The sequence below is a fragment of the Bacillus haynesii genome (assembly GCF_001969855.1).
Classification (GTDB): domain Bacteria; phylum Bacillota; class Bacilli; order Bacillales; family Bacillaceae; genus Bacillus; species Bacillus haynesii.
The window spans coordinates 22,901-46,546 of record NZ_MRBL01000017.1 but is presented as its reverse complement, the minus strand read 5'-3'; the positions used below and the strand labels follow the sequence as shown (position 1 = coordinate 46,546).

30 protein-coding genes are annotated in these 23,646 nt (G+C 43.0%); 11 read left to right on the top strand and 19 right to left on the bottom strand.

All coding sequences use genetic code 11. The features are described 5' to 3' along the window. Positions 1-127: 127 nt before the first annotated feature. The 6 genes from BTA31_RS15220 to BTA31_RS15195 form a co-directional block, all read right to left on the bottom strand. On the bottom strand, positions 128-1,186 hold the full coding sequence (locus BTA31_RS15220) for a replication initiation factor domain-containing protein (protein ID WP_076792980.1): 1,059 nt from the start codon (positions 1,184-1,186) through the stop codon (positions 128-130). Continuing rightward, complete coding sequence (locus BTA31_RS15215; protein ID WP_076792978.1) at positions 1,179-2,621, bottom strand: helicase HerA domain-containing protein; 1,443 nt, start codon at positions 2,619-2,621, stop codon at positions 1,179-1,181. The genes BTA31_RS15220 and BTA31_RS15215 overlap by 8 nt, the downstream gene beginning before the upstream one ends. A 26-nt stretch (positions 2,622-2,647) precedes the next feature. Continuing rightward, positions 2,648-3,016, bottom strand: coding sequence for a YdcP family protein (locus tag BTA31_RS15210; RefSeq protein WP_076792976.1), 369 nt, complete (start codon positions 3,014-3,016; stop codon positions 2,648-2,650). A 359-nt stretch (positions 3,017-3,375) separates the two neighbouring features. After that, positions 3,376-3,663, bottom strand: coding sequence for a hypothetical protein (locus BTA31_RS15205; RefSeq protein ID WP_076792973.1), 288 nt, complete (start codon positions 3,661-3,663; stop codon positions 3,376-3,378). A gap of 58 nt (positions 3,664-3,721) precedes the next feature. Beyond that, complete coding sequence (locus tag BTA31_RS15200; protein WP_234026570.1) at positions 3,722-3,934, bottom strand: hypothetical protein; 213 nt, start codon at positions 3,932-3,934, stop codon at positions 3,722-3,724. Between the two features lie 30 nt (positions 3,935-3,964). Beyond that, positions 3,965-4,159 carry an ICEBs1 excisionase gene (locus BTA31_RS15195; RefSeq protein WP_076792967.1) on the bottom strand — a complete coding sequence of 65 codons (195 nt, stop codon included), beginning with the start codon at positions 4,157-4,159 and terminating at the stop codon, positions 3,965-3,967. A 304-nt stretch (positions 4,160-4,463) separates the two neighbouring features. Between BTA31_RS15195 and BTA31_RS15190 the strand changes: the two genes are divergently transcribed. The 5 genes from BTA31_RS15190 to BTA31_RS15170 all read left to right on the top strand — a co-directional run bounded on the left by BTA31_RS15190 (position 4,464) and on the right by BTA31_RS15170 (position 7,864). Next, positions 4,464-4,820: a helix-turn-helix domain-containing protein gene (locus BTA31_RS15190; RefSeq protein WP_338152968.1), complete on the top strand. Its 357-nt coding sequence runs from the start codon at positions 4,464-4,466 to the stop codon at positions 4,818-4,820. A 37-nt stretch (positions 4,821-4,857) separates the two neighbouring features. Continuing rightward, positions 4,858-5,379 (top strand): ImmA/IrrE family metallo-endopeptidase, encoded by a 522-nt coding sequence (locus BTA31_RS15185; RefSeq protein WP_083698323.1) that lies wholly within the window; start codon positions 4,858-4,860, stop codon positions 5,377-5,379. Positions 5,380-5,462: 83 nt separating this feature from the next. Further along, a complete protein-coding gene (locus BTA31_RS23715; protein WP_076792961.1) occupies positions 5,463-5,624 on the top strand; it encodes a DUF255 domain-containing protein in 162 nt (53 codons plus the stop codon). A gap of 38 nt (positions 5,625-5,662) precedes the next feature. After that, entirely contained in the window at positions 5,663-7,540 is a 1,878-nt protein-coding gene (locus BTA31_RS15175) for a thioredoxin domain-containing protein (protein WP_076792959.1), read from the top strand. A 57-nt stretch (positions 7,541-7,597) separates the two neighbouring features. Continuing rightward, a complete protein-coding gene (locus BTA31_RS15170; protein ID WP_076792956.1) occupies positions 7,598-7,864 on the top strand; it encodes a hypothetical protein in 267 nt (88 codons plus the stop codon). A gap of 116 nt (positions 7,865-7,980) precedes the next feature. On the opposite strand, the gene BTA31_RS15165 is transcribed toward BTA31_RS15170, so the two are convergent. The 4 genes from BTA31_RS15165 to BTA31_RS15150 form a co-directional block, all read right to left on the bottom strand. Then, entirely contained in the window at positions 7,981-8,172 is a 192-nt protein-coding gene (locus tag BTA31_RS15165; protein WP_076792954.1) for a YbxH family protein, read from the bottom strand. Between the two features lie 15 nt (positions 8,173-8,187). After that, positions 8,188-8,436, bottom strand: a complete 249-nt coding sequence (locus BTA31_RS15160) for a sigma-G-dependent sporulation-specific acid-soluble spore protein CsgA (RefSeq protein WP_076792951.1) — start codon at positions 8,434-8,436, stop codon at positions 8,188-8,190. A gap of 71 nt (positions 8,437-8,507) precedes the next feature. Beyond that, positions 8,508-9,734, bottom strand: a complete 1,227-nt coding sequence (locus tag BTA31_RS15155; protein ID WP_076792948.1) for an MDR family MFS transporter — start codon at positions 9,732-9,734, stop codon at positions 8,508-8,510. Continuing rightward, positions 9,718-10,935, bottom strand: coding sequence for an ATP-grasp domain-containing protein (locus BTA31_RS15150; protein WP_076792946.1), 1,218 nt, complete (start codon positions 10,933-10,935; stop codon positions 9,718-9,720). Before BTA31_RS15150 ends, BTA31_RS15155 begins: the two co-directional genes overlap by 17 nt. Before the next feature lie 122 nt (positions 10,936-11,057). On the opposite strand from BTA31_RS15150, the gene BTA31_RS15145 reads away from it, so the two are divergent. After that, positions 11,058-11,951 (top strand): LysR family transcriptional regulator, encoded by an 894-nt coding sequence (locus BTA31_RS15145; RefSeq protein WP_076792944.1) that lies wholly within the window; start codon positions 11,058-11,060, stop codon positions 11,949-11,951. 94 nt (positions 11,952-12,045) lie between these two features. On the opposite strand, the gene BTA31_RS15140 is transcribed toward BTA31_RS15145, so the two are convergent. From BTA31_RS15140 to BTA31_RS15110, 7 genes are all read right to left on the bottom strand, one after another. Next, positions 12,046-12,651: an alpha/beta fold hydrolase gene (locus tag BTA31_RS15140; RefSeq protein WP_239693214.1), complete on the bottom strand. Its 606-nt coding sequence runs from the start codon at positions 12,649-12,651 to the stop codon at positions 12,046-12,048. Between the two features lie 270 nt (positions 12,652-12,921). Next, on the bottom strand, positions 12,922-13,629 hold the full coding sequence (locus tag BTA31_RS15135) for a YjjG family noncanonical pyrimidine nucleotidase (protein ID WP_076792938.1): 708 nt from the start codon (positions 13,627-13,629) through the stop codon (positions 12,922-12,924). 22 nt (positions 13,630-13,651) lie between these two features. Next, positions 13,652-14,599, bottom strand: coding sequence for an aminoglycoside phosphotransferase family protein (locus BTA31_RS15130; RefSeq protein WP_076792935.1), 948 nt, complete (start codon positions 14,597-14,599; stop codon positions 13,652-13,654). A gap of 63 nt (positions 14,600-14,662) precedes the next feature. Next, entirely contained in the window at positions 14,663-15,532 is an 870-nt protein-coding gene (locus BTA31_RS15125) for an aminoglycoside 6-adenylyltransferase (RefSeq protein WP_076792933.1), read from the bottom strand. A gap of 110 nt (positions 15,533-15,642) precedes the next feature. After that, positions 15,643-16,167 (bottom strand): SRPBCC family protein, encoded by a 525-nt coding sequence (locus BTA31_RS15120; protein WP_076792930.1) that lies wholly within the window; start codon positions 16,165-16,167, stop codon positions 15,643-15,645. Between the two features lie 72 nt (positions 16,168-16,239). Next, positions 16,240-16,659: a hypothetical protein gene (locus BTA31_RS15115; protein ID WP_076792929.1), complete on the bottom strand. Its 420-nt coding sequence runs from the start codon at positions 16,657-16,659 to the stop codon at positions 16,240-16,242. A gap of 72 nt (positions 16,660-16,731) precedes the next feature. Next, positions 16,732-17,376 carry a DsbA family oxidoreductase gene (locus tag BTA31_RS15110; protein WP_076792926.1) on the bottom strand — a complete coding sequence of 215 codons (645 nt, stop codon included), beginning with the start codon at positions 17,374-17,376 and terminating at the stop codon, positions 16,732-16,734. Between the two features lie 181 nt (positions 17,377-17,557). On the opposite strand from BTA31_RS15110, the gene BTA31_RS15105 reads away from it, so the two are divergent. Then, positions 17,558-19,294 carry an ABC transporter ATP-binding protein gene (locus BTA31_RS15105; protein ID WP_076792923.1) on the top strand — a complete coding sequence of 579 codons (1,737 nt, stop codon included), beginning with the start codon at positions 17,558-17,560 and terminating at the stop codon, positions 19,292-19,294. 24 nt (positions 19,295-19,318) lie between these two features. Further along, positions 19,319-19,843: a DinB family protein gene (locus BTA31_RS15100; RefSeq protein ID WP_076792921.1), complete on the top strand. Its 525-nt coding sequence runs from the start codon at positions 19,319-19,321 to the stop codon at positions 19,841-19,843. 136 nt (positions 19,844-19,979) lie between these two features. Here BTA31_RS15100 and BTA31_RS15095 read toward each other — a convergent pair whose 3' ends face one another. Both BTA31_RS15095 and BTA31_RS15090 read right to left on the bottom strand, forming a co-directional pair. Beyond that, positions 19,980-21,161, bottom strand: coding sequence for an MFS transporter (locus BTA31_RS15095; protein WP_076792919.1), 1,182 nt, complete (start codon positions 21,159-21,161; stop codon positions 19,980-19,982). 141 nt (positions 21,162-21,302) lie between these two features. Then, positions 21,303-21,605: an ArsR/SmtB family transcription factor gene (locus tag BTA31_RS15090; RefSeq protein ID WP_041817139.1), complete on the bottom strand. Its 303-nt coding sequence runs from the start codon at positions 21,603-21,605 to the stop codon at positions 21,303-21,305. 174 nt (positions 21,606-21,779) lie between these two features. Between BTA31_RS15090 and BTA31_RS15085 the strand changes: the two genes are divergently transcribed. The 3 genes from BTA31_RS15085 to BTA31_RS15075 are packed head-to-tail and all read left to right on the top strand — an operon-like array spanning position 21,780 to position 23,627. Continuing rightward, positions 21,780-22,157, top strand: a complete 378-nt coding sequence (locus BTA31_RS15085; protein WP_076792916.1) for a GntR family transcriptional regulator — start codon at positions 21,780-21,782, stop codon at positions 22,155-22,157. After that, positions 22,157-23,038: an ABC transporter ATP-binding protein gene (locus BTA31_RS15080; RefSeq protein WP_076792913.1), complete on the top strand. Its 882-nt coding sequence runs from the start codon at positions 22,157-22,159 to the stop codon at positions 23,036-23,038. The genes BTA31_RS15085 and BTA31_RS15080 overlap by 1 nt, the downstream gene beginning before the upstream one ends. Then, positions 23,019-23,627 carry an ABC-2 transporter permease gene (locus BTA31_RS15075; protein ID WP_076792911.1) on the top strand — a complete coding sequence of 203 codons (609 nt, stop codon included), beginning with the start codon at positions 23,019-23,021 and terminating at the stop codon, positions 23,625-23,627. The genes BTA31_RS15080 and BTA31_RS15075 overlap by 20 nt, the downstream gene beginning before the upstream one ends. The last annotated feature ends 19 nt before the right edge of the window (positions 23,628-23,646 follow it).

The following is a 23,646-nucleotide window of genomic DNA, read 5'->3' as shown; positions in this document are numbered from 1 at the left end:
GCCAAGAGGGTTTGGGTGGCGCTGAACATGTCAACTCCTTATCCTCACTTCGTTCCGGTACCGTTGACATATACGTTTAATCGCATCACCTGTTTTTAAGAGTGGTAACACCCTATTTTAAAAGGCTTCAAACCACCATATCAGAGATATCCGCCGTAAATACTTCCAGCATCTTTTGTTGTTTATCGGATAATTCAGCTTCTAAAATCATGTCTGATAAGTCACTTCTACCAAGGTGTTTATCAGCTTCTAGAACCATTTTCATGGTGGGTGAACAGGAATTTTTCAGCCAGTTTCTTGATTTTTGATACAGGTCTTTTTGCGGCTTCATGAAAAGATGAAGCTTCCCGACATCGCCTATAAATTCAGACCAAAAAAGGCTCGTTTTCCAATGCTCTCTTGTGACGTTCTCGTCAGCATCAACGAACCTTACATAATTATTTATGATCTGCATAGCAATAAGCGTTAAATCCTTCGTTTTCATTAAGGCTTTTACAGCAGATTGTGACCGATCGTTTTTTAAACGCAATTCATAGCGATTCCAGTCACCTAAATCCTCTAATGGAATATCATATTTTTCAGCCTGTTCATAATTCTTTTCATAAAAGCAGAGGTAAGCGTCCGACTGTTTCGACCCAAAATAAATTGTTGTCCCTCCGGTTTCTCCATCTGCCAAGCTGAATGATCCATTGAAATCAGACTTTCGGAAACGAGAAATACATTCGCCCTTCTGGGCTTTTTTCAGCAATTCAGGAATTGAAAAATACGTCTTCTTATCGTCAATCGCTAAATCGAGACGAGTAAACGAGCCACCATTATGCAAACAGTCTTGAAAGAAGTCGAACCATGTTTTCTTGCGGCATTTTAAAAATGATTCGAACTGACGGCATCCCTGTCCAGACAATTCAATCAAAACACCTCTGTTATCACCTGGCGCTGAATACATGACCTTGATGTAATCTAATTCGTATGTTCCAACATAGCCGTAAAAGCCGGACGATTTTTCTGCCATGAAATCCTTACTGATGTGAAGGACATTCTCGATAATGTGGTCAACATCATGTGTTTTAAAAGATACTCGGATGTAGTCAACCATTGATATTAAAGGCTTTTCAACGGTTTCATTTTTTTCTTTTACGATTACTACCCCCCTGTTAGCGTGAGGGGGGTTTTTTAGTTCAGTCATTCGCTTCGCTCACTCCTTCACCGCTGGCCGTCTGGTCGCTTTCGCTGCCGCTGGCGACTGCCGTCGCCTGCGCTCCCTCGACTCCAACCAGCGCATTTTTAATAGATGACATAAAATCATATCCTTTCGGCACAATTGGACTGTAAAACTCTAATATTGAACCTGTTCCAACATAGGCATATCCTCGACCTTTCACGTCTTTTTCCATAAATGTTTTATCAACATCACCGAACATCATCCCGTAACCAGTATCAGACATATTGCCGAGCGCAACACGAAAACTAAATTGATCTCGTATCCCATCGGCTAGATATTTTGCATCCGGTCGCTGTGCCCCTAAAACAAGAAAATAACCAGCCTGACGACCCAGCATAACCAATTGTTTCATGTAAGATAACGCTTCATTTCTCTCCTTCATATCCAACAAATCCATAAACGCAACGTATTCATCAAAGAATATAAAAACAGGTTTCAAGCCTAAATAGGCATAGTTTTCACCTGTCTTGTAATTAGGCATTTTCTTCATTTCATCCATTCGTTGCATCATGCCATCAACGGACTTCCTCAAACACATAAGGATACCGTTTTTCTGTGAATATACTCTTTTGGGAAGTACCTCTTCCAAGTCGGCTAAATCAGCATTTTTCGGGTCTAAGATTTTTACATCTGCCCCAAGTCCTACACACGCTTTTATGATGGTCAACATGAAATAGGTTTTTCCTCCGCCTGTGCTACCGGATATGAGCATGTGCGGCAACTTATCAAATCGCCATGAAATATGCTTCATTAACGGAAGGACTCCATTCTCAGCTATTGCATCATCAATGGAAATACGATTCTTTTTGATATCGTAAAGAAGCTTAAAGCACACAAAACCTTCTTCCATTTGCTTATCAACCAAGTCACAAAATAAGCCGTTTTCCAAATCCTTTCCTAAGTCCAGGAAGCGATTCTGAAAACGGCTCATATCCATAGCAATGCGTATATAAATGTGATTGTTTTTAACTCGGTAATACACCTTAGGAAAGTACGTGATTTTTTCCTTTGCCCCTGTATCATTTGAGAATAGCTTTTTTACCTTCACATGATCTTTTTCATAAAACTTGTTAGAGAAAATCATTCTTGCAAGCATCTGCCTGTGCTTTAACCTTTTAAAAAGTCCATTAAAAGTTAAATAGGCAACATACACACTTCCAATACCAATAGACAACGAACAAACCAAACTTTTAACGATCAAAGGTACATTCCATTCAAAGTGATTAATCACTTGAGATACATTAAAGTGAAGAAGATGATCTTTCCAAAAGAAAAACATGGATATTAAAAAAGCAGGCACAAATATTAATGCGCCTGCCAATTTAACGTTATTCCTCATAAATGGCCGAATACGTTTTCCACGATACTTCCACAATCTTTTTTCAAGAAATTTTTTCATACGGATCACCCGTTATCCTTTGCGGTTTACTTTTTATCACTTGTGGCAGTAGTAGCCGTAGGTTTAGAAACGCTAGAACCTTTCACAATGATATCTTCTGCTTCGACAGTCCACCTAACATTCGCGAAGTTCCCACTTGATTGAGCCATAGCCTTTATTTGTGGGTTTTTCAATTCAACGTCAGCAGAAAAATTTATGTCTTTTAATCCAACATATTCTGGAATAGTCACTTCGATCTGCCCGCCTTGAACACTTGACATCAAGTTATATACCCTAGATTCCAATTTATCACTTCTTTGTCCATTTACATATGCATAACGTTCACGATTTAGTCCAGCAAATTTCAATTCACCAAAAGTCATTTTCGCATCAGGTACAATAAATTTTAAATTCATTTTCATTTCCCCATTTCATTTAGTTTTATTTTTTTGATTTGATTTATAAGATCAATTTTAAAATTCGCTCCGGTTCTGATTCCATCGTGGCGCTTCTCAGTCGCTATTGGCTCATAAGCCCGTCATGGCAACCTAGTAGGCTATTTATAGCCATCAAGCTGTTTACAGCTATCTCGCACGCTTGTTCTAGCCTGCTACAGTATTTAAAGTGATTACTGTACATCACCAAATACTCACACATGACTTTTCATCAAAAATGCCGTATAATGAAGGTGTCTAGGTCTTCATGGCGTTCTTGATGATTTAATCGTCAAGGCGCTTTCTTTGTCTATATGTAATTTTCAAAGAGCAACACTCCATTAATGAATTACCGGAACACTTGAAATATGCGAATCTCTAAAAATGATCACTCGTGGTTTTCCACCATGTAAGATTGGCCCCTCATCAATTACCGGAAACCTAAAAACTTCCTTCGGTTTTCCTTCATCGTAGAAACACCGCATAAACCAGTCATAAAATTCTTGATATTCTTCGACTAACTTTTCATCCATAGCCCTTTGAATCACTTGCGCTAAAGCTAAAGTAACAGGTTCTCTATGGTCTTCAAATTTTTTTAAATGATAATTAAACTCTTCGATTAACGTCAAATCACCACCACCTTTATTTTTTGTCGAGCCGTTATAGTGGTATAAATTCACACTATGACTAGCCCTTTAATGAAGCAATGTCTTTTCTGCCAACACCGTAATGTTTACAAATCCTTCGATAAGATACCCCCTTTCTAAGAAGAGCATTTACATTTTCAAGAGATAAAGGCTTGTTAAAATAATGTTTTACAATTACAGTGTTTAAAGCCATTTTCATTCTCACTGTCCAATTACCTTCCATTTCCCTTGCTAAAGAAACTGCACTTTTCATAAACAAATGAGTATCCTTTCTATTCACCTTTCAGACCACCCCATTTCTTTGTTTACCTTTATACATGTACCGATCATCAAATTTGGATTTATTAACACGCCCTTTTAAAGTCTTATAACCTTCCTCCTCCATTTCTTCATTCAAGCCGCGGATAATCTTATAAGCTTTCGCTCGTGAAACACCCAGAATAATTTGTACATCACCCACGGTATAGAACTCCTTCATATAATCCTCCTTTCTTTGAAAAATGCTCAACCCTTTGTGGTTATCTTTATTATAACTCCACGATTCGGAGATGTAAACAAAAAAATGAACATTTCGGAGACTTTTTTATAAAAAATGCAAAATTAAACTGCCCATAGAAAATTTCAGAACAATACTAACCCACCCAATACGGAGAGTCAATGAGTATTTATACACTTTTCGTTCTTTTCTTTTCATATATGAGAAAAAGCCAGCAATTGCTGATATTATATAAGTAACTCAACTTTTTGTGGAATGGATGATTAAAATGACACTAGGAGAAAGATTGAAAAAAGCTCGAATTAGAACCGGATTGAATCAAAAAGAAGCAGCAGAAAAAGTTAACTCCACTGAAAAAACAATTTCTAATTATGAAAGAAATTACAGAACGCCTGATCCAGAAACATTAAGAAAGTTAAGCGAAGTTTATGATGTGTCAACTGATTATTTATTAGGCCGTAAACCACATACACCTTCAAAATTAGATGAGACTGTAAATGAGGCACTAGAGGAATTAAGAAACGAAGAAACTTTATTATTTATGAAAAATGATGAGGATATTGATGAAGAAACCGCTCGATTAATCAAACAAGCATTAATTAATGGCATAAAATATGTGGATGCAATGAAAAAGAAAGAGTAGTTCATATCCATATATCAAATAACACCATATAGAAAGAGTGATCCTTATCTATACCTCAAAAAACATTAAGCACAAGGCCGAAAAGGTTATCCAAGATAATGGAACAAATGACGTTTTCGAAATCTGCGAAAACCTAAAAATAATCATATTAAAAGAGAATTTGGGATGTGTTCACGGATTTCTCCAATATTACAAGGAAGAGAATGAATACATTATCCATGTGAACAAAAAGTCAAAACTCCCTCATATCATTATTGCACATGAATTAGGACACTATTTTCTCCATAAAAATTTAAACACATTCCAAATGGAAAAATGCTCCCTCGTCTTAGGAGCTAAACTTGAACACCAAGCAAACATTTTCGCCTCCGAAATTCTAATCACCGACAAAATGTTAATAGATGAAATGCCAAGAATAAAAAATTGGACATATAAACAAATAGCGTCATTTTTCAAAGTCCCATTATTCGTTATTGAACAGAAAATCTCTCAAATAACCCTTTTTCATCAAAATTCGACATCACTAACAGAACAAAGAAAAATAGCTAGGTTCGCCTAAAACTTCCAAGGAATTATTCGGCTATTTTTTTGGTATGCTATATAGAGTGCCAAAAAATCCATTCTAAGAAAGAAGGTGATTCCATGCCCACTAACAATAAACCCAATAGATTAATCGCTGAGAAGTCTCCTTACTTACTTCAACATGCTTACAATCCTGTGAATTGGCTCCCTTGGGGAGAAGAAGCATTCGAAAAAGCGAAACGCGAGAACAAACCTGTTCTTGTATCTATTGGGTATAGCTAGCTTGGGTAGCTATACGCACATGTCATTGGTGCCACGTCATGGCCCACGAAAGCTTCGAAGACGAAGAAGTTGCGAAGCTTCTGAATGAGAAATTCGTCTCTATTAAAGTGGACCGCGAGGAGCGGCCTGATGTGGATTCAATTTATATGACGATCTGCCAGATGATGACGGGGCAGGGCGGCTGGCCGCTGAATGTGTTTTTAACGCCTGATCAGAAGCCGTTTTATGCGGGTACATATTTTCCGAAGACGAGCCGTTTTAACCGTCCGGGGTTTGTTGAGGTGGTGAAGCAGCTTTCCGATACCTTTGCGAAAAACCGGGAACATGTTGAAGATATTGCCGAAAAAGCGGCCAACAACCTGAGAATTAAAGCGAAAAGCGATGCCGGCGATTCGCTCGGTGAAGACATGTTGAGGCGGACGTATCAGCAGCTGATCAACAGCTTTGATGCGGCGTACGGCGGTTTCGGCAGCGCGCCGAAATTTCCGATCCCCCATATGCTGACATTTCTGCTTCGGTATCATCAATACAGCGGCGAGGAGAACGCGCTGTACAGCGTGACGAAAACGTTGGACAGCATGGCGAATGGCGGGATTTACGACCATATCGGCTACGGGTTCGCCCGCTATTCGACAGATGACGAATGGCTTGTTCCCCACTTTGAAAAAATGCTTTACGATAATGCTTTATTGCTGATCGCATACACTGAAGCCTATCAAATCACGAAAAATGAACGGTATAAACAGATTTCCGAGCAGATCATCACATTTGTCCGCCGCGAAATGACCGATGACAAGGGCGCTTTTTATTCAGCGCTTGATGCTGACACGGAAGGGGTAGAAGGCAAATATTATGTGTGGTCAAAAGACGAGGTCCTTGAAACGCTTGGAGATGAACTCGGCGAATTGTATTGCGCCGTTTACAACATCACGCAAGAAGGGAATTTTGAAGGCCACAATATACCAAACTTGATCTACACCAGGCTGGAAGACATCAAGGATGAATTCGCGCTGACAGATGAACAGCTTCAGAACAAGCTTGAAGAAGCGAGAATAAAACTTTTTGAAAAACGGCAGGAAAGAACGTATCCCCATGTCGACGATAAAGTGCTGACATCTTGGAACGCTCTGATGATCGCGGGCCTTGCCAAAGCGGCGAAAGTCTACAATGCGCCCGAATATCTGGAGATGGCGCGGGCTGCAGTCGAGTTCATCGAGAATAAATTGATTCAAGGCGGACGCGTCATGGTTCGCTACCGTGACGGCGAGGTAAAAAATAAAGGGTTTATCGATGACTACGCCTTCCTGCTATGGGCCTATATCGAATTGTATGAAGCCTCACTTGATTTAACCGATTTGCGAAAAGCCAAAAAACTAGCAGCGGACATGACCGGGCTGTTCTGGGATGAAGAGCACGGCGGATTTTATTTTACGGGAAGCGATGCCGAGACTTTGATTGTTCGGGATAAAGAAGTATACGACGGCGCCCTCCCATCCGGAAACGGCGTCCTGGCCGTGCAGCTGTCCCGGTTGGGCAGGCTGACTGGCGATTTATCGCTCCATGATCAAGCAGCAAAAATGTTTTCTGCATTCCATGGAGACGTTTCCGCTTATCCGAGCGGCCATGCAAACTTTCTCCAAGGTCTGCTGAGCCATGTCATGCCGCAAAAAGAAATCGTTGTGCTCGGAAAACGGAATGACCCGGACAGACAGAAGATCGTAAGCGCTTTGCAGCAGGCCTTCCAGCCGAACTATGCCGTCCTCGCCGCGGAATCGCCTGACGATTTCAAAGAGATTGCCGACTTCGCAGCCGAATACAAAACAGTCGATGACAAAACAACCGTCTATATTTGTGAAAACTTCGCCTGCAGGCAGCCGACGACAAATATAGACGAAGCGCTCGATCAGCTGGTTTAAACGGCGGCCATCATGGGAATAACATTTGCAAACACCTAATCGAAAGGGGTTATGACCATGAAGCAAAAGAATATGATCTCAGGTCTCGTCGTTGTCGCCGGAGTCACTGCATATATGCTAAAAGACGAAACAAACAGACAAAAACTGAAATCGTACTTACAAAGCGTGAAAGAAAAGATCCCTTACTTTTCGGAAAAACACAATGTAGATTCATTCCCGGTTGAAAAAGCAGGCCATCCGTCTCCGCATGATATCGAAGATAACAAAATGGTATCGGAAGGATCCATGTACCCTGTTCAATACTATGATGAAAAGAAAAAATAACGATGCATGAGCTGTCATATTTATGGCAGCTTTTTTGCTGCCGCTCTAAACTGCAAGCGGATTATAGATATAAAAATCCAAAATAAAAGCCGCCCGGTCGGCAGCCTCTTCAAGTCTTATATTTTATTTTCATAACAATAATGATTGACAAGCTCTTCAATTAAATCATGCTCTGGAAACTCCCCGTGAAACTCAAATTGAATCTCCTCGACAAACCGGCCGCGCCGGTATACATGGATGGCACCGTTTTGTCTGGTCACACTGTATTCCGGTTCAAACGTGTATCCGTTCCGCTCTATTGCACCCATTGATCATGCCGCCTTTCAAAACAACAGTTCATACACTTCGTTTAATTCTCTTGTTCGTTTATGGTCCTGTTCATTCAGTGCATATTTCATCTCATGTTCAAGCACTTGATTCAGAAATTCCATTTCCCGCTCCTCCAAGTGCTCGACAAACTCTTTCTCATTCGCATATCGCCCGGAAACAATTTTTCTGTAAATGTTTTGTCCTATGCCGTGTTCAAGGTGATTCGACAGTGATTCGCGGAGGTAGCCCAATGTTGTGTCCATGATTCAATCTCCTTTTTTACCTTATAGGTTGGGTGAATTCTTGATGATTCATACATGAGCGGCCCAAATATTCAATAAGAAAAAGGCGATACATCATGATGCTGTGCAGATAAAAACTTTCTCCTCCCCACATGGTAAGCACCTAAAGCCAAAAAGACTGAACACGCAGCAATGAGAAAGACGGCTTTTCCCCCGTACAAGGCAAGCATCATTCCCCCCAGCCAAGGCCCTAAAAACTCACCGATATTGTACAAGTTTTGCATGCCGTAATACGCGCCCTTCATATGATCCGGAGCCAGCTCGTCCAAAAGGACATTCATTGAAGGAAAACATAAAATTTCGCCGATTGTCAGAACAAACATTGAAAGCATAAAAACAATCCAGCCATTTGCCAGAGAAAAACCGGTATTCCCCAAAATACAAAAAACGGTTCCAATTGATATTGTTGTTAACGATTTATACTTCTCAAATAAACGGGTGAGCGGCACTTGTAAAAGGATGACTGTCACCGCGTTTAATGTGATTAAAGTCGAAAATATTTTAACTCCGTTTGCAAAGTCGTTATTTAAATACTGCAGCAAAGTGCTTTCCATTTGCGAATAGCTGAACAAAAAAAGGATGCCGCCGCCTATGTAAAATCGAAGAGCCTTGTCTTGCTTTATCGTTTTCAAAACGGAACCTGCCTGAACTTTTTCAGGAGCGATGTTTGTCTCTTTCACCGTGATCAGTCGAATCATCATCAAGCTTAAAAGTGCAGCATAGCCAAAATAGACAAGCCCTGTGATGATAAACGGCGTTCCGGTTTTGGCAAGACCGAAATAAGTGCCCAATAAAGGGCCGACAGCAGCTCCAACATTGATGGCCAAATACCGTAAAGAGAAAATGCGGAATCTCATCTCCCGTTCCGATAACTCAGCCATCAAAGCCTTTGACACAGGTTCAAAACACGAATGGCAAAGCCCGCTTAAAATGTTTAATAATAAAAACCACATGAAATCATGAACAAGTCCGAAAAGAATGAATACAAAGCTCCAGATGAAAATGGACGAAAGCATCACCTTTTTTCTGCCGATTTTATCTGAAAGCGCTCCTCCGACTACCCCTCCTACAGTGCTTGAAAAATAGCCTAAACCGATCACAAGCCCGACGGTTCCAAAATCGGCTCCCGTTTTCATATGGAGATAGAGTGCCAAAAACGGCGTTGTCATCGACTTAGCCGCCTTCGTAACAAGCGTGCCTATCAGCAAAAATCGGATCAACGGATGAAGGCGGCTGAATGCTTTAAATTGCGCAAACATCTGAAGTCTTTTCCCATTCGGTATGATCATGAAACCACGTTGCAAGGCGGCTGATGCGGCCGCTCAATTCGGCTTCTGTACGCCCTGTAATTAAACAGCCTGCAATTGCATCTACACTGGAAGACGAGCCGTGGAACCTGTCTCCGGCTTGAGCGGAAATATTTTGTTTCGCTATCCAGTCTGCGGCTGGTGCCGGCATGATTTCTTTCAGCACGCCGTCTTTTGGTGGAATCAACAGCCAGCCGCTTAGGCGGTGCGGATTGTTGTTCACCTCCGGAATATGAAAGTCCAGGCCGCATTGCGCTTTAACCCACGCTTCATTGATATCAAAGCCGAAAGTCTGCGCAGTTGCTTCGCGAACCATAGCGCCGCCGGTTCTGCTGGCCACTTCACAAAACACCAATTCATCATCCGGTGTATGAAACACTTCAGCATGGAATGTTGTGATATCCGGAACAGGAAGGGCAGCAAGCGCTTTTTGAACAAAATCAGTCAACCGCCGGGTGAGCGGATTTTTCCGTTCAAGCTGGAGGCTGCCTAAAAACTGCTGATCTTGAAACGCCAGACACCCGTTGATATAACGCGACGGCCAGCTGAGGATGGTCTCTCCATCAAGGATGAGGCCGTCTACATGATACATATCCCCTTCGATGAACGACTCAACCTCCAGATGATCGGGGAGACCTTTCGAAAGAAAATTCCATACGTCCTGCCGATCCCTTAAAACGGTTGTATCAACAGACCCGGATCCGTAAATAGGCTTAACGACAACAGGAAAACCGAAAGTTTGAACAAACGTACATAAGTCGGCTGCCGAGTCGATTTTCTTAAAACCTGGAACCTTTACACCGGCTTTTCTGACATGCTCTTTCATTAATATTTTGTTGCGGAACAGCAGAGCGCTTTCGTAGGACTGCCCTTTTATCCCCAAAAGCGATCTCAGCTTCCCAGCCCTCAGCATGTCAAATTCTGATGATGCAATAATCGTTTTAAAGTGATACGTTTCATTCAGCTCCAAAGCGCGCATTTCGATGCATCCATTAACCGGATAATCGTCAAACGCTTCGATTACATCATAATTTCTGCATTCATCGGCACGATCGGTTGAAGTCAGCATTGCCACCGGTTCGTCCAGTCCCTCCAGCCATACATCATACGGAGACTTGCAATAAGCTGTTTTATTTAGGATAAGCGTACTCATAACCGTTTCTCCTTTCTTGTAAAACATGTTTTTCAACTTTATAATAGTAAAAGCATTTAGATAACTCTAATATATCTTTATTTGGTATTGATAACTTTTGTTTATAAATAGAGGTGTGAAATATGAATCTTCATGCACTGCGATTGTTCTACTCGGTCGCTGAAACAGGCAGCGTCACCCAAGCCGCCAAACAGTTAAACATCAGCCAGCCCGCCGTCACCTCGCAAATTAAGAAATTAGAACGCGAGATCGACTGCACCTTATTCGTTCCTAAAGGCAGAGGGATCCTGCTGACACAGTCCGGCGCAGAGCTTGCAAAACAGGCAAAGCGGCTGTTTTCACTTGAAAAAGAAATTGAATCGTACGTGGAACAGTTAAGGGAAGGGTCAATTGGAAAACTGCGAATTGCCGCCACCTTTCTCCCTGCCAATTATTTGCTGCCAAGATGGCTCAGCCGCTTTAAACAGCAATTTCCCAAAACGGAAGTTGAAATCACGACCACGAATTTTCAAAAAGCTTGTGAACAGCTGATTAACTACGAAGCGGACATTGGCCTGATCGGCGGGACAACGGAATTCGGCCCTTTCATAAAAGGGACACTGCTTTTGGAAGATGACATGCTGTTTGTCGTTAATAAAAACCATAGGCTTGCATCACAGTACACGACATTGGAGGAAGTGGTGAAGGAACCGTTTATCTTTCGTGAAGAAGGGAGTTTATCCCGGGAGAAATTAATTTCTTTATGTACATTGCATCATGTGGACAAACCCAGAATAGGTATACAAATAAACGGATTGAATGAAACGATCAGAACCGTTATGGAAGGGTATGGAGTCGCTTTCACATCCTCTCTTGAAGTAAACGAATATATTGCCCGGGGAGATATGGCGCGGGTTCACGTCGAACAAGTCGACTTAAAAAATCCTATCTCATTATGTATCAGAAGAGAAGATCACCTTGCTCCTTCAGCCCGCAACTTTATTCAAATGATCAAAACGGCTCCGTATAGGCCTTAGCCGGCAGGTGTGACTGGGCAGGGGTTAATGCGTTTTCAAGGTCAAAAGATCATAAATACTTCAAAAAAGCTCTCGCAAAAAGCGAGAGCTTTCTTTATGATTTGATCCAGTCAAGCATCGCGTTCACGATCTCATCCTGCTGTTTAACAGCTGGGATCTTCGCGGGACGATCCCCCCTTTGTTCGCCGTACATACCAAATTGCGCGTGGTTTCCCCCTTTGATTTCCTCAAACACTGTTGTACCAGGCAGGTTCTTTCTGGAGGTTGCTGTTTTTTCTTGTGTTGAAAGGCCATCGCGTTCACCTGATATAGAAAGAACACGGTACGGCGCACTTTTTATCGATTGCGAATCAGAAGGGTAGGAGGCGAGAAAATAAAGTCCGTCAATCTTATTTGGATGCTTTTTAGCGTACATGGCTGCTGCCGCTCCTCCTAAAGAATGACCCCCGAGATACCAATGATCAATATTACTGTTATCTTTTATCATTCTTTCTGCTTGATTCGGATTGAATATGGCCAAAGAAAAAGGCATGCGTGGGATAAAGACACTGTAACCATTTTGTTTCAGCTTTTCGCCAATGTAAGCATAAGCAAGCGGTTCAACTTTTGCCCCGGGATATAAAATAATCCCGGTATTTGCCCCATCCGCTTGAAATGTGTAAACACCGTTTTTACTTTCGATTCGATCAAGGTTGATCATCTTTCTGAGTTTGCTTGATGGTTCATATGTGAAACGGCTCCACACAAAAAACACGCTGAATAACAAAACAAAAACCGCTATTAATGAAAAAGCCGCATTTTTCAAAACCTTTCTTCGCTGCATGTTTCACATTCTTCCTCTGCTTGGTTTTAATTTAGCTTTCGGAAAATCCTCAGCAACTCGGCCGTCGGAAGTTCAGCTTCCGCATCCTCCCTGTTACAGCTTGCATACAAAGGTAATGGAAAACCGATTTACACGTATCAACAGCGATCAGGCCGAAGGTATTCTTCCATGATTTAAAATGTGCTGCAGTTCATTAAGCTTTTGAATTTGATAAGTCGGCACAATATCCGTATCATTTGCTATCATGCCGGGATTCATCCAGCATGTATCCAATCCGGCCAGCCGTCCCCCTTTTATATCTGCTGTCAATGAATCCCCGATGATCAGCCCTTGATCGACAGAAAAATGAGGAATCCGTTCAAAAACGTAATCAAAGTATTCTTTCATCGGCTTTTGAAAACCGGTATCCTCTGAAACAAAAATCCCTTTAAACATCGGGTATAAACCTGAAGCATGCAGGCGCTTATACTGCGTTTTTGAAATACCGTTTGTCACGATATATAAATCATATTGATCCCGCAAACTTTCGATTAATTCAAAAGCACCGTCTATCAGCTGATGCCCTTCTTCAAGAAAGCTGCGATACTTCTTCTCAAGCAAAACGCCGTCAGCCTCAAGACCATATTCCTTGAATAAAAGGGAGAAGCGTGTGTTCACCACTTGGTCGCGGTCCATCTCCCCTTTTTCAAACGCCCTCCATAAACCTTGATTGATACGTTTATAATTCGCTTCTATTTCAGCTGTTAAAGGAATTTGCTGCTCCTCAAAAAGCTTACGCAGTGCTGACTTTTCTGCCGCACCGAAGTCTAATAGTGTATCATCCACATCAAAAAATAAAGTACGATAATTTTTCACAGGAGTTCCTCCGTTTAGCTTTTTAGTAGTCGATCTTGCTGTCCTCTATGGCCTCAAGCTCGTTTTTCAGCAAGCTCATCGTCTCTGCCTTTTCTTTCTCTGTCTGAATGTCAAACGCCAGCTGCTCTGTAAACTCCCATATGTCCTCCAGTCTTCGCCTGATCTGATAAAACCGCAAAGCGTTCTGATCGATCTCAAACCCTTTATGAGTCTCGCAGTAAACGCGTAAAAACTCTTGAACATACGGCTGGTTAGCCAAGAACATCAGATCCGCTTCAACAGGAGCCAGTTTCAAGCCCTCCCAATCGATCAGAATCAATTCCCCGCCCGTTTTCATCAAATTCCATCCATGAATATCTGTATGGCACAAAGCCAATCTTCTGCCGCTGCATTTCAAATCATCCGCCAGGGATAAAGCTGCCTCCATCATCTCGCGGATTGATCCGCTATAGGGTTGAATGAGTGCCGCCAACTCACAAGGGAGGTGATCAAGCCATTGTTTCATCTCACCTAAAAACGAAATATCATAGTCTTCTTTTATTCCTTCTGTCTTCACCGGGATCGTCTCATCATACCGGTGCAGCTCCGCTATGATGCTGGCGAGCTTCTCCATGCTGCCTTTGCCCAGCGGCTGACCTCCAATGGTTTCACCGCCGATGTATTCATAAAGCACATAAACGGCATCTTCATCTTCACACTTGTATTCTCCAGCTGTTGTTAAAAACGGCACAGGCAGCTTCCCGTTGAGAGCAGTGTGATCCCTCAGCCACCTGAGAACAGGCATGTAATCATCAATCAGAGCCGTCCATTTCGCTGTCGATGCCCTATTTTTATCATACACCTTTAGAAAGAAAGCTGCTTCTCCATCGGTTACTTGATAAGCAAGTGCTGTCCACCCGCCTTGCTCGGGAGAAATGTTCACACTGTCGATTCCATAATGGTCCTTCAACATGTTTTTAAGACTGAACATTCCGTTCACCTCCGCAAAAAACGCACTCCCGGCTCACCTGCCGGGAGTGCGGCTATCATCTGATTAGTCAATTTCCTTTGCATCAGGTTTCAGCTGCTGAACGCGCCTCAGGTACTGTCTGACTTTCTCGGCTTCTGCGAAATGGTACTGTTCATTCAGATGTTCAGCAACTGCTGCGGCTGTCTCTTCAAACAGATCCCCCATCTTAAACAAACTGTCCCATACCCGCTCATAATCAGCTGGCGGATACGTCTCCAAAAGCCTTTCCCACGTATTTCGATCAACATAGCGATCAAGAAACTTCGCATTCTTGCCTATGCTCAGCGAAAAGCCCGTTTCAAAACCGACCTTCCATTCGAGCATTTTCAGCAGCATGGCCCTGACGAGATTTAAGTGATCGAGTGCATAAAGAATTTCCTGCCGCCACAAGCCTTTGGCCACATACGTCGATGTCCACCAAAATTCATTGCAGCAGTCGGCGAAGCATTGCGGGGACGGTTTTTGCACCCAATATTCCCGATCCGTCGGCGCCGGAATAACGGGCAGATCCTGATCCTTATCGAGCAAGATCACGGTCAAGCCGTCTTCCCGGCAGTATTCCAGCTTTTCTTCAAGCGGCACAAGAATCAAATCAATGCGGCTGCTATCTTTAAATAACATCAAATACGAAAAGCGGTTGCCAAGCTCATTCGGAAACAGCTCCATCGCTTCCGGCGTCTGCATGATGATCCGCTCTCCAAAAACGTCCACCCAGCCCGGCTCATCAAGAAAAGACTGCATATCTGTTACAACATAGACCATATCATAATCGCGAAAAGGGTCTTTCGGAACGTTCGGATTCGTCCGCGAACCGTTCATGCCGACCGCTCTGACGCGGCTGTCCTCCCGTGCGATCTCCAGCACCAAATCAATGATTTCCTGCTCTGTACGCATATTTTTAAACCTCCTCTTTTTGATTGTTGTAGTAAATTTTGATGAGGAGGTCCGCGAATACATGGTTATATAAAGTGCTCTAAAAACGTCATCGACATGTCCTCCCTCTTTTAGCGAATAGCTTTCAGATAGTCTTCAAGGCGATCAAGCTGTGAAGAAAAGCCTTCGACCATTCCTTTATCCAGCAACTGTTGAAGCTCTTCCGGAGAAGAGAAATGAGAGCGTGTGATCAGATTTGTCTGTTCCCCGTGCTCTTTGAAATAAACCTCAATTAAAATCTCCGGCATGCCGGGAACAACATTCCCTTCCTCGTCTGTAAACATATCCGTGTACACGATTCTTTCCGGTGCCGCAATCTCTTGAAAAACAGCCTTGCCGCAAGATTTCCGGCCATAGAATTCGCCTTGGTTTTCATCTCTGCATTCCATACAGTAAAGCCATACGCCATCCGGCTGAAACTCGAACCTGCTGTTGGCAGTCTGCCATCCTTTCGGCCCCCACCAGCTTTCCAAATGCACTGACTCAGAAAAAGCCTTAAACACCAGCTCCCGCGGCGCCTCGAAACTCCGCTCCATGACCAGGGTTTTTCCCTCTGCTTTCGCTTGAACGCTGTGTGCCGCTTTGTGATCGGACATCTTGATTCCTCCTTGCTTGGATATCTAAATGAAACGGCGAAAGAGCCGTGAAAACCCTGTGCCAACACGTGTTTATTTACGAATCTTGACCAGCTGCCGCTCCTCAAAATAAAACATGCCGGCAATTTCATCCATGTATTTCTTTTTATCCAGCTTGACATGCTTGCCCAGCTGAAGGGCGTTTATATCAATGAAAAAGTCTAAGCGGTCGTCTTTTTCTCTGTCTTCCTCACCGTCCCAGCAAGAGTAAACTTCTATATCTTCACCTTTAGGCATATTTGAATTGATATAGCTGAATAGCGCCCTTATGTCATTTCCCGGTCTATGTAAACAGCCGGTCGCCTCATATACAAACGGCTTGCTGAATTTTGTTTTGACCATTTCGTACCCTTGATCAAGCCCAGCGATGTTAATCAAACCTTCTTTTGTTTGGTCCTGGAAGCTCCCCAACGGAAGCTCCTGATCGGCTGCAATGAAATGATGGAGTGTCAACTGTCTTCCCTCTTCTTTCCTGTATAAAAAAAACCCTATTAAAGGGTTCTTCAAATCGCTCAGTTTTCCTGCTTAACAATTGTTTCCGTCAAGGTCGCACTGCAAGCCGTCAACAGGCTTTTGTTTGCTTTCTTTTTCGATCACCTGTTCAAACACTTCCCTCGCCGCCGCCCCGGCGATCCGCTCATTGCCAATGATAAAAGTCGGAACGGCCGTGATACCGGCTTCTTCGTAAGCGTGTTGGAGCGCCTTCCGCTGCACGTCCTGATATGTTCTGGAGTTTAAAGTTTCCTTAAAAGCCCGTTCATCCAGTCCGGCTTCTTTGGCCAGCGCTGTTAACACATCGATGTCGCCGATATTTTGCTCTTCCTGGAAAAACGCTTTGTAAACCCGATCATTGTACGCTTTCGCTTTACCGTGTTCTTTCGCAAAGTGATAGCCTTCATGAGCCAGATCTGTATAAGGATGCGGAGAGACGTTCGGCAGCTTCATATTGACGCCCCAAGCCTCGATTCGCGGCTTAATGGCGCCGTCCCACATCGCCAATTTGGACGGGTCGTTTAACGGATCAAGTTGCTCCGATGGGCGCGGCCTCAGTTCGAATGGCAGCCACTCGACTTCCACATCTTTGCCTTCGATCGCTTTTTCGAACTGGTCTTTTCCGAGAAAACAGAATGGACAGACATAATCGGAATATACTTTAATATTTATTGTCATGTTTTTCTTCCTTTCTTATCGTCAATCAACTATATGTAACAATAATAGTTACAATCATGTCATCTGTCAATCTTTTAAATCCGCAATAATCGGGAACTTTCTGCTGTTTATATCGTATTATGATGCGTTACAGCTTGCGCCATCAACTTCTTTGACATTATATCGATAAGGAGTTTATCAAATGAAAACAGAAAACAACAGTAGCATGAAACCGTTTTTATCAATGATTCTCACATCCGGCGTACCCAGGCTGGCTTTAACCGTCGGTTTGACCGCAAGCCTCGTCACTACATTGGTTGGCTTGTCCATTCCGCTGTTGACAAGGGAAATGGTTGACGGCTTTTCCGCCAATTCGATCAATCTGGCCTTAGCGGGAATCCTTGCGCTCGTTTTTATCGTTCAAGCGGTCTGCGACGGGTTTTCGACCTATTTTCTTTCCTACGCCGGGCAAAAAGTGGTCGCTTCCCTGCGCGAGCGCATGTGGTTCAAGCTGCTGCGCCTTCCTGTCCGCTACTTTGACGAAAAGACGAGCGGTGAAACCGTCAGCCGCGTTGTCAATGACACCGGCATTGTTGAAAGCTTGATTTCCGACCATTTTCCGCAGTTTGTTTCCGGAATCATCACCATTGTCGGAGCAGTGATCATTTTGCTGATTATGGATTGGAAAATGACACTCCTCATGCTGATCTCCGTTCCGATCACGACCTTCATCATGATCCCGCTCGGCATGAAAATGCAGCGCATCTCCAAAACGTTGCAGGATGAAACAGCTTCCTTCACCGGACATGTCCAGCAGACATTAAGCGAAATCAGATTGATGAAAGCATCAAACGCCGAACATACAGAAAAAATGAAAGGGTTATCAGGCATTTCGAAGCTCTTTCAATACGGCCTCAAGGAAGCCCGTATATTTGCGCTCGTCTCCCCGTTTATGCACCTTGTCATCATGATTGTAATCGTCGCCATCATCGGCTACGGCGGCATCCGCGTCTCTGACGGGACGATGTCGGCAGGCTCGCTGATCGCCTTTTTGCTTTATCTGTTTCAAATCATTTTCCCGATCACATCGTTCACAATGTTTTTCACTCAGCTGCAAAAAGCAAAAGGGGCAACAGAGCGGATCATCGAGATTTTGCATACTGAAGAGGAAGAGGGCCAGAAAGGGCTTGAGATAGATATCTCCAATCTGCCGATACGTGTCGAGAATGTATCTTTCTCTTATGGCGATGACGAGCCTGTCTTGCGGGAGGTATCTTTCGACGTCGATCCCGGGCAGATGATTGCATTTGTCGGTCCGAGCGGCGGCGGAAAAACAACGATGTTCGGCCTCTTGGAACGATTTTACGAACCGGACTCAGGGGTCATTAATATCGGGGAAACACCGATCAACAAGCTGTCGATGAAATCGTGGCGCAGCCAGATCGGCTACGTATCTCAAGACAGCCCGATGATGTCCGGCACCATCCGTGAGAACTTATGCTATGGCTTGGACTACGCCGACAGCATTGACGATCAAGAACTTTGGAAAGTCGCAGAAATGGCGTATGCCGATACATTTATTAAACAATTTCCAGAGCAGCTTGATACGGAAGTCGGCGAACGCGGCGTCAAGCTGTCCGGCGGACAAAGACAGCGGATCGCCATCGCCCGCGCCTTTCTGCGTGACCCGAAAATTTTAATGATGGACGAAGCGACAGCCAGCCTCGACAGCCAATCAGAAGCCATCGTCCAGCAGGCGCTTGCCCGCCTCATGGAAGGCCGCACCACCTTCGTCATCGCCCACCGGCTATCGACAATCGTGAACGCGGACCAAATTATATTTATCGAAAAAGGCGAGATCACAGGGCGGGGGCGGCACCACGAGCTGATTGCTTCGCATGCGCTGTATCGTGAGTTTGCTGAGCGGCAGTTGACGTGATTTTTTATGAAAGGAGGTATTCACATGAACTTTAAACCCGAGGAAGCCATAGAAATTCTGGAGCGCACACCACAAACATTGAGTCAGCTGCTGACCGGATTATCGATTGAGTGGTTCAATTGCAATGAAGGCGAGAACACCTGGAATGCCTTTGATGTAGTCGGCCATCTGATTGAAGGAGAAAAAAACAATTGGTTGCCGCGGATCAAAATGATCCTGACAAAAGGAGCAACGGAACCTTTTCCGCCGTTCGACCGCTTCAGCCAGTTGAATCAAAACGACGGAAAAACGATGGAACAGCTGCTTAACGAATTTGCGGACAGCAGACGGGCGAATCTGGAAACATTGCGGCAGATCATTAATTCTGAAACCGACTTCGAACAAACGGGGATGCACCCTGAGTTTGGAATCGTCAAACTGAGAGAACAAATCTCGACATGGGTTGCCCACGACCTCACTCACATCTCGCAAATCGCAAGGGTGCTGGCGAAGCGGTATCAGGATGATGTCGGACCTTGGAAGGCTTATTTGCGGATTTTAGCGGACTAAATTAAAACATCCGCTCGTTTTACAGCGGGCGGATGTTGGATTTTTCGGCTCAACACTACCTGTCAGACTTCGAAAAAAGCAAGTAAGATATGAGGAATGAAACCATTGAATTTTCAACACCAATCAAGGCAACGTATTATGAGCTGATTTCTCTTACAGATCCTGCTTTCCGTTTGTAATGCGAACTGAAAGTCAGCAAAACAACAACAATCGCAATCATAACCTCCAATGCCCCAAACCATGTAATGGAAGCCAGCGACACTTTTTCCACAAAAATCCCTCCGATTCCTGCACCTGCGGCCATGGCGAATTGCATCATCGATTGATTGATGCCGAGCAATACACCTGACAATTCCGGTTCAAGCGTCGCTAAGTGATATTGCTGCGTCGGGCCGGTAGACCATGCGGCAAACGACCATAATATGAGAATCAACAGTACTCCGACATAGGAATGGGTGACAAGCGACAGTAAAATCAGTGCGATGATATGCAGCGCCATCCCGCCAACGAGTGTAAAAGGAACGCCCCATTTATCGGTGCTATATCCGCCAAACTTCGATCCAACCAAGCTGGCGATTCCAAATATAAGCAAAAAGCCGCTAAGCAAATTGCCGCTTATCCCTGAAACGGTCAGAAGGTAAGGAGACAGATAAGTATATGCAACGGAATACCCTCCGAGCCAGAAAAAAGTGATTGATAACCCCATTGCTACTTTCCGGTTCTTTAAAAGAGAAAGCTGTTGAAGCAAAGGAACAGGCTTATCGCCTTCGGTATGCGGCAAGATTAAGAATATAACAATCATTGCGATGAATCCCAGTAAAGCAATTCCTCCAAATACAGACTTCCAGCCTAATGCTTCTGCCGTCATTCTTCCGAGTGGAACACCTATGATCAGAGAAGCGGTAAACCCCATGACCACTGTAGCAATTGCACTGCCCTGCTTACCCGCCGGAGCGATTTTGGCGGCAATCGTTAATGCCGTGACCACAACCATGCCTGCCCCCAATGCCATAATGACCCGCGCTGCAACAAACCAGCCATAGCCAGGCAGGGTAAAGGCCAGAATATTTCCGATCACAAACAAAGCGAGAGCATACATCATTAACTTGCGCCTATCCATACTTGCCGTCAACGCCATGAGAACCGGTGTGAAAACTGCATACACAAGGGAAAAGATCGTAATCAGCTGGCCCGCGGCAGCTAAAGTTATTCCGAGTGTTTGGGCGATCTGATCCAAAATCCCGGAAATAATGTACTCTGAGGTCCCTACCAAAAAACTGATGATCGCTAAAATATAAATTTTCCAAGCACTAAACATAATCGTTCGCTCCTTCTTCGTTTTATACATTTACATATCACGAAATAACGATATGTAAATCAAAAAATAAACACATCGGAATATGTCGATATGTATGGTGTAAAAATAAACATCATCAAAAGATGTTTATTTTTTGAATGCTCATATCTCTGTTTTAAGAAAGTCAGCAAGCTTTCTAATGGCCTCTTCATCTCTTTTGTAGTACGTATACTTTCCGATTCGCTCCGCCTTAATCAAGCCGGCTCTTAAAAGGATCGCGAGATATTGTGAAGCCGTCGATTGCGTCATTTTCAATTTGTCTGTGATCTGGCTGACACACACCCCGATTGTGTTCATATCAATCCCTTCATGGGGTTCAAAATGACGATCAGGCTCCTTCAGCCATTGCAAAATTTGCAGCCTTGATTCATTTGATAAAGCTTTGAAAATTTCAATAGGTTCCATACCAATCATTATATCTTCATATCGCAAATTGTCAATGTGTATAGTGCCCTTTTATCCTATCTGACAATCTATTCCTGTTATTCAAAGAGGACATAAAAAATCGTTGCCATTCAGTTCATCTTTGTGTATATTGTACATATTGTATATATTATGTATAATTAAAGGGGTTTTGAAATGAAAATTATAATTTCGAATCGTTCAAAGCAACCCATTTATGAACAAATTTACACCCAAATTAAGGATCATATTCTTGCCGATGAATTGAAGCCGGGACAGCCGCTACCTTCTATGCGCCAATTGGCGAAGGACATGAATGTCAGTCTTATTACGTCAAAACGCGCCTATGAAGAACTGGAGAAGAATGGCTTCATTTATTCCGTAGTCGGGAAAGGCTCTTTTGTATCAGATCAGAATGACGAAATGATGAAAGAAGGAAAAATGAAAGCAATTGAAGAGCAATTATCGGCAGCGATAAAAAATAGCAAAGACATAGGCGTTCCCCTTACAGAGTTAAAAGATTTGCTTACCATTTTATATCAGGAGGAAGAATGATGGACAATGTAATTGAACTCCGGCATGTTCATAAATCGTTCGATGGTTTTCAACTCAAGGACTTTTCAATGAATGTAAAAAAAGGGTTTGTCACCGGATTTATCGGCGGAAATGGCGTGGGGAAATCAACAACGATTAAACTGATCATGAACTTATTGCAGCCTGACAGCGGAACAATTACGGTATTTGGCATGAATTACAAGGAGCATGAGAAAGAAATCAAACAACGAATTGGCTTTGTATTTGATTCCAACATATTCTATGAACATTTAACATTGGCTGAAATGAAGAATATTGTGAAAAGGTCTTATATCAATTGGGATGAGCAAGTATTTAATGATTATGTGAACACATTTAACTTGCCGCTCACGAAAAAAATTAAGACGTTCTCAAAAGGAATGATGATGAAAGCATCATTAGCCGTCGCTTTGTCCCATCATGCTGAATTAATTATTATGGATGAACCGACGTCCGGACTCGACCCGATTTTCCGCCGGGAGCTGTTGGAAATCTTGCATCAGCTCATGCAAGATGGGGATAAGACGGTCTTTTTTTCGACTCATATTACAACTGATTTAGATAAAATTGCAGATTACATCACGTTCATTCATAAAGGAGAGCATATCTTTACAAAGGACTTGTACGAGATTGAGGAACAATATGCAATTGTAAAAGGCGGCATGGAATTATTAGATCGGGAGACCGAACAGGAATTTATAGCGGTTCAAAAATCAACTCATGGATTTGAAGCATTAACTGCGAATAAATCACGAACAGAAGACATTTTTGGGGATATGGTGTTAATTGAAAAACCGACCCTTGAAGATATTATGTTTTATACGAAGAAAGGAGCTAAAGAGCATGTTCAACTTAATACGTAAGGACATTGTCTTGCAGAAAAAAACATTGGCGGTTTTGTTTTTAGGGTTATGTGTTTATTTAACATTGGATGTTTCCCCCATCTGGGTTGGAATTGCATTTAGTATTGCTATTTTTATGAATGCCATTTCAATAGATGAAAAGTCCTCTATACATATGCTTCTCAATTCTTTGCCTTATACACGGAAGGAGATTGTCAGTTCAAAGTATATTGTCGTCGTTCTCTTTACATGTATGGTGGCTGCGGCCATATTTATCGCAAACTTTATCATTCACCGGGAACTTACGATCTGGAAAGACATTTTGCTAATGGTCGCCATTGTGATGACAGCTGCTTCATTCATGCTGCCATTTTGTTATAAATTCAAAAGCAACTATCTGTTGAATGCATCTATTGTTGCATTTGGCTTGTATATGCTAACGGTTAATTTTATTGTCCAAAACTTGAACGATCAAATTAGAGAGTTCATTCACATGCTTCTAACCTTACAAAATACTTCTCTGTATCTGATCGTTGCCATATCAATTATTACGCTATACGGGTGTTCATGGCTTCTGTCGATTCGGATTTATAGAAATAAAGTGTTTTAAAAAAGGATCGGGCTTATAA

What these genes read in the sequence shown, in the direction of transcription:
- BTA31_RS15145 (WP_076792944.1), top strand. Translation starts at nt 11,058, where the DNA reads ATGAATCTTCATGCACTGCGATTGTTCTACTCGGTCGCTGAAACAGGC.
- BTA31_RS15120 (WP_076792930.1), bottom strand. Translation starts at nt 16,167, where the DNA reads ATGTCCGATCACAAAGCGGCACACAGCGTTCAAGCGAAAGCAGAGGGA.
- BTA31_RS15215 (WP_076792978.1), bottom strand. Translation starts at nt 2,621, where the DNA reads ATGAAAAAATTTCTTGAAAAAAGATTGTGGAAGTATCGTGGAAAACGT.
- BTA31_RS15100 (WP_076792921.1), top strand. Translation starts at nt 19,319, where the DNA reads ATGAACTTTAAACCCGAGGAAGCCATAGAAATTCTGGAGCGCACACCA.
- BTA31_RS15090 (WP_041817139.1), bottom strand. Translation starts at nt 21,605, where the DNA reads ATGGAACCTATTGAAATTTTCAAAGCTTTATCAAATGAATCAAGGCTG.
- BTA31_RS23715 (WP_076792961.1), top strand. Translation starts at nt 5,463, where the DNA reads ATGCCCACTAACAATAAACCCAATAGATTAATCGCTGAGAAGTCTCCT.
- BTA31_RS15175 (WP_076792959.1), top strand. Translation starts at nt 5,663, where the DNA reads ATGGCCCACGAAAGCTTCGAAGACGAAGAAGTTGCGAAGCTTCTGAAT.
- BTA31_RS15210 (WP_076792976.1), bottom strand. Translation starts at nt 3,016, where the DNA reads ATGAATTTAAAATTTATTGTACCTGATGCGAAAATGACTTTTGGTGAA.
- BTA31_RS15150 (WP_076792946.1), bottom strand. Translation starts at nt 10,935, where the DNA reads ATGAGTACGCTTATCCTAAATAAAACAGCTTATTGCAAGTCTCCGTAT.
- BTA31_RS15155 (WP_076792948.1), bottom strand. Translation starts at nt 9,734, where the DNA reads ATGTTTGCGCAATTTAAAGCATTCAGCCGCCTTCATCCGTTGATCCGA.
- BTA31_RS15140 (WP_239693214.1), bottom strand. Translation starts at nt 12,651, where the DNA reads ATGATCAACCTTGATCGAATCGAAAGTAAAAACGGTGTTTACACATTT.
- BTA31_RS15075 (WP_076792911.1), top strand. Translation starts at nt 23,019, where the DNA reads ATGTTCAACTTAATACGTAAGGACATTGTCTTGCAGAAAAAAACATTG.
- BTA31_RS15160 (WP_076792951.1), bottom strand. Translation starts at nt 8,436, where the DNA reads ATGGACACAACATTGGGCTACCTCCGCGAATCACTGTCGAATCACCTT.
- BTA31_RS15110 (WP_076792926.1), bottom strand. Translation starts at nt 17,376, where the DNA reads ATGACAATAAATATTAAAGTATATTCCGATTATGTCTGTCCATTCTGT.
- BTA31_RS15085 (WP_076792916.1), top strand. Translation starts at nt 21,780, where the DNA reads ATGAAAATTATAATTTCGAATCGTTCAAAGCAACCCATTTATGAACAA.
- BTA31_RS15195 (WP_076792967.1), bottom strand. Translation starts at nt 4,159, where the DNA reads ATGAAGGAGTTCTATACCGTGGGTGATGTACAAATTATTCTGGGTGTT.
- BTA31_RS15220 (WP_076792980.1), bottom strand. Translation starts at nt 1,186, where the DNA reads ATGACTGAACTAAAAAACCCCCCTCACGCTAACAGGGGGGTAGTAATC.
- BTA31_RS15105 (WP_076792923.1), top strand. Translation starts at nt 17,558, where the DNA reads ATGAAAACAGAAAACAACAGTAGCATGAAACCGTTTTTATCAATGATT.
- BTA31_RS15080 (WP_076792913.1), top strand. Translation starts at nt 22,157, where the DNA reads ATGGACAATGTAATTGAACTCCGGCATGTTCATAAATCGTTCGATGGT.
- BTA31_RS15200 (WP_234026570.1), bottom strand. Translation starts at nt 3,934, where the DNA reads ATGAAAAGTGCAGTTTCTTTAGCAAGGGAAATGGAAGGTAATTGGACA.
- BTA31_RS15165 (WP_076792954.1), bottom strand. Translation starts at nt 8,172, where the DNA reads ATGGGTGCAATAGAGCGGAACGGATACACGTTTGAACCGGAATACAGT.
- BTA31_RS15130 (WP_076792935.1), bottom strand. Translation starts at nt 14,599, where the DNA reads ATGTTCAGTCTTAAAAACATGTTGAAGGACCATTATGGAATCGACAGT.
- BTA31_RS15170 (WP_076792956.1), top strand. Translation starts at nt 7,598, where the DNA reads ATGAAGCAAAAGAATATGATCTCAGGTCTCGTCGTTGTCGCCGGAGTC.
- BTA31_RS15095 (WP_076792919.1), bottom strand. Translation starts at nt 21,161, where the DNA reads ATGTTTAGTGCTTGGAAAATTTATATTTTAGCGATCATCAGTTTTTTG.
- BTA31_RS15125 (WP_076792933.1), bottom strand. Translation starts at nt 15,532, where the DNA reads ATGCGTACAGAGCAGGAAATCATTGATTTGGTGCTGGAGATCGCACGG.